The sequence below is a fragment of the Pseudomonas endophytica genome (genome assembly GCF_001411475.1).
Classification (GTDB): Bacteria; Pseudomonadota; Gammaproteobacteria; order Pseudomonadales; family Pseudomonadaceae; genus Aquipseudomonas; species Aquipseudomonas endophytica.
The window spans coordinates 123670-135453 of the sequence record NZ_LLWH01000001.1; the positions used below are offsets into that span (position 1 = coordinate 123670).

At 53.7% G+C, this 11784-nt stretch carries 14 protein-coding genes; 11 read left to right on the forward strand and 3 right to left on the reverse strand.

From position 1 onward, the window contains the following. Window positions 1-47: 47 nt before the first annotated feature. The 10 genes from AQS70_RS00530 to AQS70_RS00575 all read left to right on the forward strand — a co-directional run bounded on the left by AQS70_RS00530 (window position 48) and on the right by AQS70_RS00575 (window position 8878). Window positions 48-548: a DUF6231 family protein gene (locus tag AQS70_RS00530; RefSeq protein WP_055100997.1), complete on the forward strand. Its 501-nt coding sequence runs from the start codon at window positions 48-50 to the stop codon at window positions 546-548. 4 nt (window positions 549-552) lie between these two features. Beyond that, on the forward strand, window positions 553-1029 hold the full coding sequence (locus AQS70_RS00535; protein WP_055100998.1) for a YchJ family protein: 477 nt from the start codon (window positions 553-555) through the stop codon (window positions 1027-1029). Window positions 1030-1043: 14 nt separating this feature from the next. Next, window positions 1044-1529: an LEA/WHy family protein gene (locus AQS70_RS00540; protein WP_055100999.1), complete on the forward strand. Its 486-nt coding sequence runs from the start codon at window positions 1044-1046 to the stop codon at window positions 1527-1529. Between the two features lie 7 nt (window positions 1530-1536). Next, window positions 1537-1746 (forward strand): SEC-C metal-binding domain-containing protein, encoded by a 210-nt coding sequence (locus tag AQS70_RS23005; RefSeq protein ID WP_082428000.1) that lies wholly within the window; start codon window positions 1537-1539, stop codon window positions 1744-1746. Between the two features lie 188 nt (window positions 1747-1934). Next, the gene (locus AQS70_RS00550; protein ID WP_055101001.1) at window positions 1935-4397 is read left to right on the forward strand and encodes a penicillin acylase family protein; all 2463 of its coding nucleotides are present in this window, start codon (window positions 1935-1937) and stop codon (window positions 4395-4397) included. Window positions 4398-4699: 302 nt separating this feature from the next. After that, on the forward strand, window positions 4700-5482 hold the full coding sequence (locus AQS70_RS00555) for a transporter substrate-binding domain-containing protein (RefSeq protein ID WP_055101002.1): 783 nt from the start codon (window positions 4700-4702) through the stop codon (window positions 5480-5482). A gap of 57 nt (window positions 5483-5539) precedes the next feature. After that, on the forward strand, window positions 5540-6268 hold the full coding sequence (locus tag AQS70_RS00560; RefSeq protein WP_055101003.1) for an ABC transporter permease: 729 nt from the start codon (window positions 5540-5542) through the stop codon (window positions 6266-6268). Then, window positions 6265-6975: an ABC transporter permease gene (locus tag AQS70_RS00565; RefSeq protein ID WP_055101004.1), complete on the forward strand. Its 711-nt coding sequence runs from the start codon at window positions 6265-6267 to the stop codon at window positions 6973-6975. The genes AQS70_RS00560 and AQS70_RS00565 overlap by 4 nt, the downstream gene beginning before the upstream one ends. A gap of 9 nt (window positions 6976-6984) precedes the next feature. Then, the gene (locus AQS70_RS00570; RefSeq protein ID WP_055101005.1) at window positions 6985-8106 is read left to right on the forward strand and encodes a succinylglutamate desuccinylase/aspartoacylase family protein; all 1122 of its coding nucleotides are present in this window, start codon (window positions 6985-6987) and stop codon (window positions 8104-8106) included. Window positions 8107-8113: 7 nt separating this feature from the next. After that, entirely contained in the window at window positions 8114-8878 is a 765-nt protein-coding gene (locus AQS70_RS00575; RefSeq protein ID WP_055101006.1) for an ABC transporter ATP-binding protein, read from the forward strand. Between the two features lie 48 nt (window positions 8879-8926). Here the strand turns inward: AQS70_RS00575 and AQS70_RS00580 are convergent, their stop codons facing one another. Both AQS70_RS00580 and dcd read right to left on the reverse strand, forming a co-directional pair. After that, a complete protein-coding gene (locus tag AQS70_RS00580; protein ID WP_055101007.1) occupies window positions 8927-9127 on the reverse strand; it encodes a hypothetical protein in 201 nt (66 codons plus the stop codon). 92 nt (window positions 9128-9219) lie between these two features. Next, the gene (gene dcd, locus AQS70_RS00585) at window positions 9220-9786 is read right to left on the reverse strand and encodes a dCTP deaminase (protein ID WP_019411020.1); all 567 of its coding nucleotides are present in this window, start codon (window positions 9784-9786) and stop codon (window positions 9220-9222) included. A 352-nt stretch (window positions 9787-10138) separates the two neighbouring features. Here dcd and AQS70_RS00590 point away from each other — a divergent pair, with 352 nt between their 5' ends. Next, complete coding sequence (locus AQS70_RS00590; RefSeq protein ID WP_002554837.1) at window positions 10139-10348, forward strand: cold-shock protein; 210 nt, start codon at window positions 10139-10141, stop codon at window positions 10346-10348. Between the two features lie 225 nt (window positions 10349-10573). Here AQS70_RS00590 and apbC read toward each other — a convergent pair whose 3' ends face one another. Next, complete coding sequence (apbC, locus tag AQS70_RS00595; RefSeq protein WP_055101008.1) at window positions 10574-11668, reverse strand: iron-sulfur cluster carrier protein ApbC; 1095 nt, start codon at window positions 11666-11668, stop codon at window positions 10574-10576. Window positions 11669-11784: the final 116 nt, after the last annotated feature.

Consider the following 11784-nt stretch of genomic DNA (forward strand, 5'->3'; position numbering starts at 1 on the left):
CACGCTCTGAGCACGCTAGTCTTGAGCGCTCTGATTGAGGACTTGAGATGACGCTCCCCGCTTTTTCCAGCCGAACGCCTCAGCAAGCGTTGGCTGCGTTGCTTGATAGTTACGCGCCTGAGCGTGTGTTGGTTGTTGGCGCCAGTCACTTTCCGGCGCTGGAGGCTTTTATAAGCGCACACCCGGCTGTGGTTGTAGCCCATGCGACGCCAGGTGCATTACCCGCTGACGTGGCAGCGCAGCGTTTCGATCTCGCATTAGTGGTCGACTGCTTGGAGCATCTACCCAAGCGGACAGGGCTGGAATTGTTGGGAGGGATTCGCAACCTAAATGCCAGCCGCATGGCCGTGCTGGCGGATCTCACAGCCTGCAACTGGAAAGAAACGGACTTTTACGCTTTAGCCCTACAAAGCAATGAGCGTTTTCAGCGTGACGAACAGATATTGACGCTCTTTACTTACGACTTACGTGAATACAAACAAGTACCTGACTGGCTAAATGCCAGGTTTTGGGCCAACCCGGAAAATTTTGGTAAGTATTGGTGGTAAGCCGATGAGTACATCCATTTGCCCGTGCGGCAGCGGCAACGTGCTGAGTGCCTGCTGTGGGCAATATCACGCCGGCCACCCGGCACCCAGCGCCGAAACCCTGATGCGTTCGCGCTACAGCGCCTATGTGTTGGGCCTAATTGACTATCTTGTCAGCACTACGCTACCTGTACAGCAAGCAGGGCTCGACCGTCAGTCCATTGCACAATGGAGCGCTCAAAGCACATGGCTAGGTCTGGAAGTTGAAAGCAATGAAGTGTTCGGAGGCCAGCCTGAGCACGCTTTTGTAACCTTTACCGCACGTTGGCATGATGCTGGCGGTGAACACAGCCATCGCGAACGCTCGTCATTTGTGCAAAATGCTGACCGTTGGTACTTCATCGACCCCACAGTGTCACTCAAGATCGGGCGTAATGACTCCTGCCCTTGTACCAGCGGGTTTAAGTTCAAAAAATGCTGTGCGGGTTTCTTCGGCCAATAAGCCGGGAGTAAAGAATGGACTCTAGAGCTCGCTTAACCAAAACCCTCGCGCTGGTCATGTTCTTGGCGCTGTCAGGTTGCGCCTCATGGTTTGACTCAGATGACAAAGATCCGCAGGTGCATCTGGAACAAGTCGAACTGATTCGGGCTAAGCTGCTGGAACAACGCTTCAAGCTGCATTTCAGAATCGACAACCCCAATGACTCCACCCTCACCGTGCGCGGGTTGATCTACAGCGTTTATCTGGGGCCGGTAAAACTGACCGAAGGTGAGTACAGCCACTGGTTTAGCGTCGACCCCAATAGCCATGCTGATCTGGTGGTGCCGATTCGTACCAACTTGTGGCAGCACATGCGCCCGCTGATCAAATTGCTCGAATCCCCCGACCAAGCTATACCCTATCGGCTCGACGGTACGTTACAGACCGGTCTGTTCTTCGGTTACGACGTGCACGTGGTGCGTAAAGGCGAGATAATGCCCGGCGATTTTATTTCAGAGTGATTGAGTAATGACCCAACAACCCCACGTTCATGGCCCCGACTGTAACCACGATCACGAGCATCATCACGACCATGCCCACGATCATGGCCACGTACACGGCCCTAACTGCGGCCACGCCCCTCAAGAGCCGGTACGTAATGCCTTGAAAGACGTAGGCCGTAACGACGCTTGCCCATGTGGCAGCAGCAAAAAATTTAAGAAGTGCCACGGCGCCTGATTCTTCAGACAGCCCCGCACGTGCCGCACCTGCCTTGAGCCTGTGCGGCGACTAAAAGCACGAGGCTTCTTCCTCTTTCGCAGCATCCGGCAGCGCTTAAAGCGCTTGCTGTTGATAGCGCTTGCGCAGTGTCATCGGCCTCACTAACGTAGCGCCTTTCGATGACATTCCCCCGCAGGAGCTTTGCCATGGCCTCGCCAGCCCTCACTCATTTTTTACCTAGGTTCGGCGCTGCCGCGGCAATGGTCAGCCTGCTGGGCTTGTCCGGTTGCCAGTTAAACTCCCTGTCTAACGACAGCCTGGTGCCCACTTCCGGTGTGGAGCCGCTAAAAGGTCTGGCTCAAAACGTCTCGGTTCGACGTAACAGTCAAGGCGTCCCGCTAATCGAAAGCAGTAGTTTCCACGATGCATTGTTCACATTAGGTTATGTGCATGCAGGTGACCGTATCAGCCAAATGGTGCGCATGCGGTTATTGGCTCAAGGTCGCTTGGCCGAGCTAGACGGCGCTGACGCACTAGACACAGACCGTTTGATGCGCAGCATCAATTTAAAAAAGAATGCTGACGAGCTGTATAAGAGCGCCTCGCCGCGTCTCAAAAAATTCTTTGAAGTCTATGCCCGTGGCGTCAACGCATATCTGTTCCGCTACCGCGACAAGCTGCCTACCGATCTCGCGCAAGCGGGCTATCGAACGCAATACTGGAAGCCTGAAGACTCGGCACTGATATTCAGCCTGTTGAACTTCTCGACCTCGGTCAATTTGCAAGAAGAACTCAACACTCTGGTACTGGCGCAAACAATGGCCACCAACAAACTGGCCTGGCTGACGCCGACGTACCCCAATGAACAACTGCCTACCGCTGAAGCCGAAAAACTCAATGGCCTAAATCTGGCCAGCCAACTGCAAGGCTTAAGCGGCGTGACCCACGCGCTTGAGCGCGTGGCTGAACTCAATTTACCCGGTGTCACAGCATCCAGCGATTGGGCCATTGGCCCACAGCGCAGCCGAAACGGCAAAAGCCTGCTAGCCAACGATATTCACCAGCCGATTGGCATTCCCTCGGCATGGAATTACGTGCAAATACGGGCGCCTAAATATCAAGCGGCCGGGGCTTCAATTGCGGGTTTACCCACCCTGTTCGCAGGCTTCAACGGTAAAGTGGCGTGGGGCATGAGCATGGCCATGGGCGATAACCAAGATGTGTTCTTGGAAAAGCTCAAACGTCAGGGCAACTCCCTGTACTACCTGGCCGACGGTAAATGGCTACCCGCTACGGTGCGTAACGAAACATTTTTCGTCAAAGGCCAGCGTCCGATTCGCGAAGCTATTTACGAAACACGCCACGGCCCCCTGCTCAACAGCGCTGTAGGCACGACCACTGCGCTCAATAGCAGCTTGGGCTTGGCGTTACAAACTCCCGACTTCAAGGGCGACAAAACACTGGATGCGTTCTTCGATTTGTCTCGCGCGCAAAACAGTGAAAACGCGTCAGACGCCTCCCGCGAAATCCGTGCTATTGCACTGAATCTTCTGTATGCCGATGCCAGCCACATCGGCTGGCAGGTCACTGGCCAGTACCCTAACCGCCGCGAGGGTCTGGGCCTGTATCCGTCTCCGGGCTGGGACGGCCGCTATGACTGGGACGGTTACGCCGACGCTATGCTCCACCCTTACGATCAAGACCCGGCGCAAGGTTGGTTGGGCACGGCTAACCAGCGTACAGCGGCGTACGGTTACGGCATGCAGCTGTCCAATTCGTGGCTATCGCCCGAGCGCAGTGAGCGGCTCGCCCAATTGGCGGGCAGCGGCAAACAAGATACACGCAGCATGATCGCCATGCAGTACGACCAAACCACGTTATTTGCCGCCAAACTCAAGGCCATGTTGAACGCACCCGGTATGCCCCCCCCCCTTAAACAAGCCATCGCGGCTTTACCTGCGGCAGATCAGACCAAGGCCCGCGAAGCTCTAGACCGGCTGATGGCCTTTGACGGCAAGCTCAGTCCCACTTCAAGCGATGCAGCGTTGTATGAGTTGTTCTTGCAAGAAAGCGGCAAACAGATCTTCCTCGACAAACTCGGCCCTGAATCGAGCGACAGCTGGAAAGCCTTTATCGCCACTAACAGTCTGTCGTACTCGGCGGTCAGCGATCACTTGCTGGGGCGTGAGGATAGCCCGTTCTGGGACGACACCCGCACCCCTCAAAAAGAAGATAAACCTGCCATTTTGGCCCGTAGCTTAGCGGCCACAATCACTGCGGGTGACAGCCTGATGGGCAGTGACCACCGCGCATGGCAATGGGGCAAACTGCATCACTATCTATGGCGCAATACCAACGGCCAAACCGTGCGCGGGCCTATTGCCGCGGGTGGTGATCACACCACCCTAAACGTGGCGGCATACACCCTTGGCAGTAACAACTTTACGACCACGGTTATTCCGGCCATGCGCATGATCGTCGACTTTGGTCAGAGCGAACCAATGATGGCTCAAAACAGCACCGGACAATCCAGCAACCCGGCCAGCCCACATTACGCTGACGGTATTGATTCGTGGCTAAAAGGCCAATACATGAGCTTTCCGATGCAGCCGAAAAACGTTGATCGGGTCTACGGCAAGACACACCTCACCTTGGTGCCCGAAAAATAGAACCCATTGTTTGGGCGGTGCCAGGCTTGCTCGCGAAAGTAGGTGCTCGCTAGGTCAAAATGATCGAGTGGGCGCCTTCATAAATAAGCTCGATCTGCCCACGAGCGGTTTAATCTTTAGCGGCGCGCACTGTTCTAGATCACCTAATTTTCAACGCACATTGGGGGAGCATTAGCGCTCCCCGTCACTCCCTTCACCACTCTTTATATGCTCTCTCTGCCCTATGTGGTTCGGTTATTGCTACTTCTATCGAGTCGTAGCACTCCAGCAACTGTACTCACACTGGTTATAGGGATTGAATAATGAAAAAAGCATTTCTGGCCCTTTCAGCACTGACGTTATGCATGGCTGCGGGCTCTGTTTTGGCCAAAGAGTACAAGGAGCTTCGTTTCGGGGTGGATCCTTCCTATGCGCCGTTTGAGTCCAAGGCCGCAGATGGCAGCTTGGTGGGCTTTGATATCGACTTGGGCAACGCCATCTGTGCCGAGCTGAAAGTGAAGTGCAAGTGGGTCGAGTCCGACTTTGACGGCATGATTCCAGGGCTGAAAGCCAAAAAATTCGATGGCGTTATCTCGTCAATGACCGTCACACCCGCTCGAGAAAAAGTCATTGATTTCTCTAACGAGCTGTTCTCTGGCCCAACCTCGCTGGTGTACAAACAAGGTTCAGGACTAAGCGCCGATACCGCTTCGCTCAAAGGCAAAACCGTAGGCTATGAACAAGGCACGATCCAAGAAGCCTATGCCAAAGCGGTGCTGGATAAGGCCGGCGTTAAAACCCAGGCCTACGCCAACCAGGATCAAGTGTATGCCGACCTGCTTTCAGGGCGTCTCGACGCGTCGATCCAAGACATGCTGCAAGCCGAGTTGGGCTTTTTGAAATCCCCGCAAGGCGCGGGCTACGAAATCAGCGAGCCGATTGACGACCCGCTACTGCCCTCTAAAACAGCCATAGGCATCAATAAAGGTAACAAAGCGCTAAAAGACCTCCTAAACAAAGGTATCAAAGCGTTACACGACGATGGTACCTACGCAAAAATCCAGAAAAAGAACTTTGGCGACTTGAACCTCTACAGCGGTAAATAACACTTGGGCACCCACCTCTACGTGGGTGCCTTTTTACAAGCCAAAGGTTCGACTGTCATGCTTGAAAATCTCGTTCAGAACCTCGGATTGACTGCGTTGAGCTTGCAAGGGTTTGGCCCCTTATTGCTAGAAGGGACCTGGATGACCCTTAAATTATCGGTGCTATCGCTGGCCTTAAGCGTATTGCTGGGACTGCTCGGCGCCAGCGCCAAACTCTCCCACCTAGCACTCCTACGCCTCCCGGCCCAGCTCTACACCACACTGATTCGGGGCGTACCTGATCTGGTGCTGATGCTGCTGATTTTTTATAGCCTACAAACTTGGCTGACCGAGTTTACCGATGCAATGGATTGGGATTACATCGAAATCAATCCATTCAACGCAGGTGTGATTACGCTGGGGTTTATCTACGGCGCCTATTTCACCGAAACCTTCCGTGGTGCGATCCTTTCAGTACCGCGCGGGCAGACAGAGGCGGCGACAGCCTTTGGTCTTAAACGCTGGCAACGATTTCGTTTTGTAGTGTTCCCACAAATGATGCGCTTCGCCCTTCCAGGTATCGGCAATAACTGGATGGTGATGCTCAAAGCCACCGCGTTGGTGTCGATAATTGGTTTAGCCGATTTGGTCAAGGCCGCTCAGGATGCGGGTAAAAGCACCTATCAGTTGTTTTACTTTCTGGTGATCGCCGCACTCATCTATCTGGCGATCACTAGCGCATCGAACGTCATCTTGCGTCGACTGGAACGTCGTTATGCCTTGGGTGTACGGGAGAACATACGATGATCGAACTGTTGCAAGCGTATTGGCAGCCCTTTCTATACAGCGACGGCCATCAAATCACCGGCTTGGCCATGACGCTATGGCTGTTGAGCGCCGCACTCGTCATCGGTTTTGTGCTGTCCATCCCCCTGTCTATTGCTAGGGTTTCATCCAGACGCTGGATTCGTTGGCCCGTGCAGTTTTACACGTACCTGTTTCGGGGAACGCCACTGTATATTCAGTTGCTGATTTGCTACACCGGGATCTACAGCATCGCCGCCGTTCGTGCTCAACCGCTGCTCAATGAGTTCTTCCGGGATGCCATGAATTGCACGATTCTGGCTTTCGCCCTCAATACCTGTGCCTATACCACCGAGATTTTTTCCGGCGCCATCCGCAGCATGGCTCACGGTGAAATTGAAGCGGCTAAAGCTTATGGCTTGAGTGGCTGGAAGCTATATGCCTACGTGATCATGCCTTCAGCCTTACGCCGCTCGTTGCCGTTTTATAGCAATGAGGTGATTCTGATGCTGCATTCAACCACTGTGGCCTTTACCGCGACGATCCCTGATGTCTTGAAAGTCGCTCGGGACGCGAACTCAGCGACGTTCCTGACCTTTCAGTCGTTTGGTATCGCGGCCATCATCTATTTGTGCGTGACCTTTATTTTGGTTGGCTTGTTTCGACTGGCGGAACGCCGCTGGTTGAGCTTTCTCGGCCCTGCTCACTAGGATTTTTACATGCAGCGACATCAAACTCACCCGCTCCTGTCCCCTGTTCCCGGGACTGATCGGCATATTCATAGCTTCCATTACGGCCCGACCACGCCGCAAGGCAAGATCTACATTCAAGCCTCGCTGCATGCCGATGAGCTGCCTGGCATGCTGGTGGCCTGGCACCTGAAAAAACGCCTCGCCGAATTGGAAAGTGACGGCCGCCTGATCAGCGAAATCGTACTGGTGCCCGTGGCCAATCCGGTAGGCCTGGAGCAGGTCGTCATGGACATGCCGCTAGGCCGTTATGAGCTGGAAAGTGGGCAAAACTTCAACCGAAACTTTTTAGATCTCAGCGCACAGATAGGCGATCAAGTCGAAGGGCTGTTGAACGAGGACCCGGACCACAACCTACTGATCATTCGTCAGCACCTGCGCAAGGCACTGGCCGCTCAAGCCCCTTCTACACAACTGCAATCTCAGCGTCTGACCTTACAAACACTGGCGTGTGATGCCGATGTGGTACTGGACCTCCATTGCGATTTTGAAGCGGTTGCCCACCTTTACACCACACCCGATGCGTGGCCGAAAGTGGAACCGCTGGCGCGTTACCTCGGGGCACAGGCCAGCCTATTGGCAACCGACTCGGGCGGCCTGTCGTTTGATGAGTGCTTCACCTTGTTATGGTGGACGCTACAACAACGGTTCGAGCATTGCTTTGCCATTCCACAGGGCAGTTTTTCAGTGACCGTTGAATTGCGCGGGCAAGGCGATGTTAGCCATGCTTTGGCGGAGCAAGACTGTGAGGCGCTGCTTGATTACCTGATCACTTTGGGGGCTATCCAAGGCGAATGCAGACCTTTACCTGACCTGCTTTACCCGGCTACCCCTTTGGCCGGTGTCGAGCCTGTCATGTCTCCAGCCGGTGGGGTTCTAGTTTTTCACGTCAAACCCGGGGACTACCTGAGCGCTGGCCAGTTAGTGGCCGACGTTATTGACCCTATCAGTGATCGTCTCACCCCGGTGTACTCCACACGTGCGGGCTTGCTGTATGCGCGATCCATGAGACGAATGGCGACTGCAGGCATGGTGATTGCTCATGTGGCGGGGCGTGAAGCCTATCGCAGCGGCTACCTTCTCTCTTCTTGAGGTGTGCATGTACAAACTCAGCGTAGACGGCTTGTACAAGCGTTATGGCGACAACGAAGTGCTTAAAGGTGTATCGCTCAACGCTAAAACGGGGGATGTTATTTGCCTGATTGGCGCCAGTGGTTCAGGTAAAAGCACCTTTTTGCGCTGTATCAATTTTCTGGAATCCCCTAGCGACGGTGCGATCAGCCTTGATGGAAAATTGATTCGTATGGTCAGTGATGCAAATGGCATGCGGGTCGCCGACGAAGCTGAGTTACAACACTTGCGCACCCGCTTGGCCATGGTGTTTCAGCACTTCAACCTGTGGAGCCACATGACTGTGCTGGAGAACGTAACTCTGGCACCGCACCGGGTGCTGGGGGTCAGCAAAAAGGACGCGCAAGAGCGCGCAAGGCGTTATCTGGATCAAGTCGGTTTGCCTGCACGGGTCGCCGATCAATACCCAGCCTTCTTGTCGGGCGGCCAACAGCAGCGCGTAGCGATTGCGCGGGCACTGGCAATGGAACCTGAGGTGATGCTGTTCGATGAACCAACCTCGGCGCTGGACCCTGAACTAGTGGGCGAAGTATTAAAGGTTATTCAGGGTTTAGCCGAGGAAGGCCGGACGATGATCATGGTGACTCATGAAATGAACTTTGCACGTCAAGTCGCGAGCCAAGTGGTGTTCCTCCATCAAGGGCTGATAGAGGAGCAAGGTCCGCCCTGCGAGGTATTGGGTAACCCTAAAAGCGAACGACTGAGGCAATTTTTGAGCGGCAATTTGAAATAGCGCCTACTCCAGTAGCTGCTGGTGATCACAGCAGCTACCGACGATTTTTTACGCCACAGGAGCAGGCGGAGCTTCATCCGGCAGGGTTGGTACGCCAGGTTCAGTAGGTTGTGGGCTATCAGGATCAGGCTGGCCGGGGATACCGCCTGCATGCAACTGGGGAAACGCGAGTAATGACCAAGCCAATACTCCCACCTGGTTAGGCTCAAGGTTTTCCAGTTTTGCGAGGATGGTCGGATCAATCTTCATGGGTCACTCCTGAGCGATGTCCGGTTCGCAGAGGTGCAGAACCGGAATACAAACAATAGAGTACTGTTTTGCTCAGAAATTCCTGCTGTTCGTCAGGTACGTGGCAAAGTCACGCCACGCTGGCCTTGATATTTACCACCACGATCCTTGTACGACACCTCACACTCTTCATCCGACTCGAAAAACAGCATCTGCGCCACACCTTCGTTGGCGTAGATTTTGGCTGGAAGTGTTGTGGTGTTTGAGAACTCCAGCGTCACATGACCTTCCCACTCAGGCTCAAGCGGTGTCACGTTGACGATGATACCGCAACGCGCGTAGGTGCTTTTACCCAGACAGATGGTCAGTACATTGCGCGGAATACGGAAGTATTCAACAGTGCGCGCCAAGGCAAATGAGTTAGGCGGGATAATGCAGACATCGCTGGTAACATCTACAAAGCTGCCTTCATCGAAGTTTTTTGGATCTACGGTGGCCGAATTGATGTTAGTGAACACTTTGAATTCATTGGCACAGCGAACATCGTAACCGTAGCTCGACACACCGTAAGAAATCAGACGATCAGCACCTTCGCCGCGTACCTGACGCTCGACGAAAGGTTCGATCATGCCGTGCTCTTGCGCCATGCGGCGAATCCACTTGTCTGATTTGATGCTCATGGCGGGGTGTCCTGAATAGCGAGGTAGAAAATTCTGTTCGGCATCTTACCGGGGCTGAGGTTTGGGTTCAAAGGCTGAGGAAAAAATCTTAGAAATAGCTGTAGGTGCTCTGAATTCAGGCTGTAAGGACAACCATCAGTCACGTTTTTCGAGAAACCTTCGCAAAGCCCCTTTGCACGCTCAGGAAAAAGGGTTAAGGTGGCGCCACTGTGCTGCTTGTGTCACTGAGAATCTCTACACGATATGTTGAATTTCGATCCAACCATCTCCAAGAATTTTTCCTGCTCTTTGCACTCAGTCTCGGCCAGGGCTCTTCCTGCGTCGCAGTTATCTTTGTTCAAGGAGTTACACCATGTCTAATCGCCAAACTGGTACCGTTAAGTGGTTCAACGATGAAAAAGGCTTCGGCTTCATCACTCCACAATCCGGTGACGACCTGTTTGTTCACTTCAAAGCTATCCAATCTGACGGCTTCAAAAGCCTGAAAGAAGGCCAACAGGTTTCTTTCATCGCTACTCGCGGCCAGAAAGGCATGCAAGCTGAGGAAGTTCAAGTTATCTAACTTGTACTGATCCAGTAAAAAACCCCGCCCTTAAAAGCGGGGTTTTTTTGTGCTCGTCGTTTGAGCGAAGTCGATTCTGTAGGTGCGCCCACAACCGGCGCTGCTTATGCTTTTGGTAGAAGCTGCCGCAAGCTGCGATCTTTTGATCTTTAAAACAAAGATCGCAGCCTACGGCAGCTCCTACAGTTAATCTTTGTGATCTTATTACAGAGGTGTAGCGTTAAATCAGTCGTCGCTGGTGGTGATGCTCGGCATTGCCTGCGTGGCAGCCTCACTCAGAACAATCCGCGCTCCAACATGACGAGCCAGCTCTTGATACACCATTGCTATCGGGCTATCCGGATCTGCAACCGCAGTAGGCTTGCCGTTATCGGCTTGTTCACGGATATCCATCGACAGCGGCAAGGAGGCCAAGACTTCCACACCGTACTGAGTCGCCAGCTTCTCACCACCACCCTCACCGAACAAATGCTCTGCATGACCGCAGTTAGAGCAAATGTGGACTGCCATGTTCTCTACAACGCCCAATACCGGAATGTTGACCTTGCGGAACATCTCGACACCTTTGCGCGCATCCAGCAAAGCCAAGTCTTGCGGGGTTGTCACAATCACTGATCCCGCTACCGGTACTTTCTGCGCCAGCGTCAGTTGGATATCACCTGTACCTGGCGGCATGTCTATTACCAGATAATCCAGATCATTCCAGGCCGTTTGTGTCACCAACTGCAAGAGTGCGCCCGAAACCATAGGCCCGCGCCACACCATCGGCGTGTTGTCATCCGTCAAAAAGGCCATCGACATGACTTCAACACCATGCGCCTCAATGGGCACGAACCATTTTTGATCGCGGACTTTGGGCCGAGTACCTTCGGCGATACCGAACATCACGCCCTGGCTAGGGCCATAGATGTCTGCATCTAAAATGCCTACGCGTGCACCTTCACGGGCCAATGCCAACGCAAGATTGGCTGCGGTGGTGGATTTACCGACGCCGCCTTTGCCTGAAGCCACGGCCACAATGTTTTTCACATTGGCCAGCCCTGGGATTTGCGCCTGCGCTTTATGCGCGGCTATCACGCAATTAATGTCCACCTTGACGGAAGACACGCCATCCAGATGATTGATGGCCATTTGCAACATTTGCGCCCAGCCATTCTTGAATAGACCAGCGGCATACCCTAACTCAAGCTGAACACTGACATGCTCGCCTTGAACTTCAATGTGACGTACACACCCGGCGCTGACCGGATCTTGGTTCAAATACGGATCGGTGTATTGGCGAAGGACGGCCTCCACCGCTGCGCGATTGACTGCGCTCATGGGCAACTCCCGAAAAAGGCTGAGTGAAACAGCCCGCTATCGTACCTTTAATAAATCACCTGGCGCAGGCTTTTGAACTCGCCAAAATAACGAGAAACCATCAGATCGGCGTCCAC

Bases quoted from the DNA above. Each gene is read 5' to 3' on its own strand.
- AQS70_RS00530 (WP_055100997.1), top strand. From the start codon at position 48: ATGACGCTCCCCGCTTTTTCCAGCCGAACGCCTCAGCAAGCGTTGGCT.
- AQS70_RS00535 (WP_055100998.1), top strand. From the start codon at position 553: ATGAGTACATCCATTTGCCCGTGCGGCAGCGGCAACGTGCTGAGTGCC.
- AQS70_RS00540 (WP_055100999.1), top strand. From the start codon at position 1,044: ATGGACTCTAGAGCTCGCTTAACCAAAACCCTCGCGCTGGTCATGTTC.
- AQS70_RS23005 (WP_082428000.1), top strand. From the start codon at position 1,537: ATGACCCAACAACCCCACGTTCATGGCCCCGACTGTAACCACGATCAC.
- AQS70_RS00550 (WP_055101001.1), top strand. From the start codon at position 1,935: ATGGCCTCGCCAGCCCTCACTCATTTTTTACCTAGGTTCGGCGCTGCC.
- AQS70_RS00555 (WP_055101002.1), top strand. From the start codon at position 4,700: ATGAAAAAAGCATTTCTGGCCCTTTCAGCACTGACGTTATGCATGGCT.
- AQS70_RS00560 (WP_055101003.1), top strand. From the start codon at position 5,540: ATGCTTGAAAATCTCGTTCAGAACCTCGGATTGACTGCGTTGAGCTTG.
- AQS70_RS00565 (WP_055101004.1), top strand. From the start codon at position 6,265: ATGATCGAACTGTTGCAAGCGTATTGGCAGCCCTTTCTATACAGCGAC.
- AQS70_RS00570 (WP_055101005.1), top strand. From the start codon at position 6,985: ATGCAGCGACATCAAACTCACCCGCTCCTGTCCCCTGTTCCCGGGACT.
- AQS70_RS00575 (WP_055101006.1), top strand. From the start codon at position 8,114: ATGTACAAACTCAGCGTAGACGGCTTGTACAAGCGTTATGGCGACAAC.
- AQS70_RS00580 (WP_055101007.1), bottom strand. From the start codon at position 9,127: ATGAAGATTGATCCGACCATCCTCGCAAAACTGGAAAACCTTGAGCCT.
- dcd (WP_019411020.1), bottom strand. From the start codon at position 9,786: ATGAGCATCAAATCAGACAAGTGGATTCGCCGCATGGCGCAAGAGCAC.
- AQS70_RS00590 (WP_002554837.1), top strand. From the start codon at position 10,139: ATGTCTAATCGCCAAACTGGTACCGTTAAGTGGTTCAACGATGAAAAA.
- apbC (WP_055101008.1), bottom strand. From the start codon at position 11,668: ATGAGCGCAGTCAATCGCGCAGCGGTGGAGGCCGTCCTTCGCCAATAC.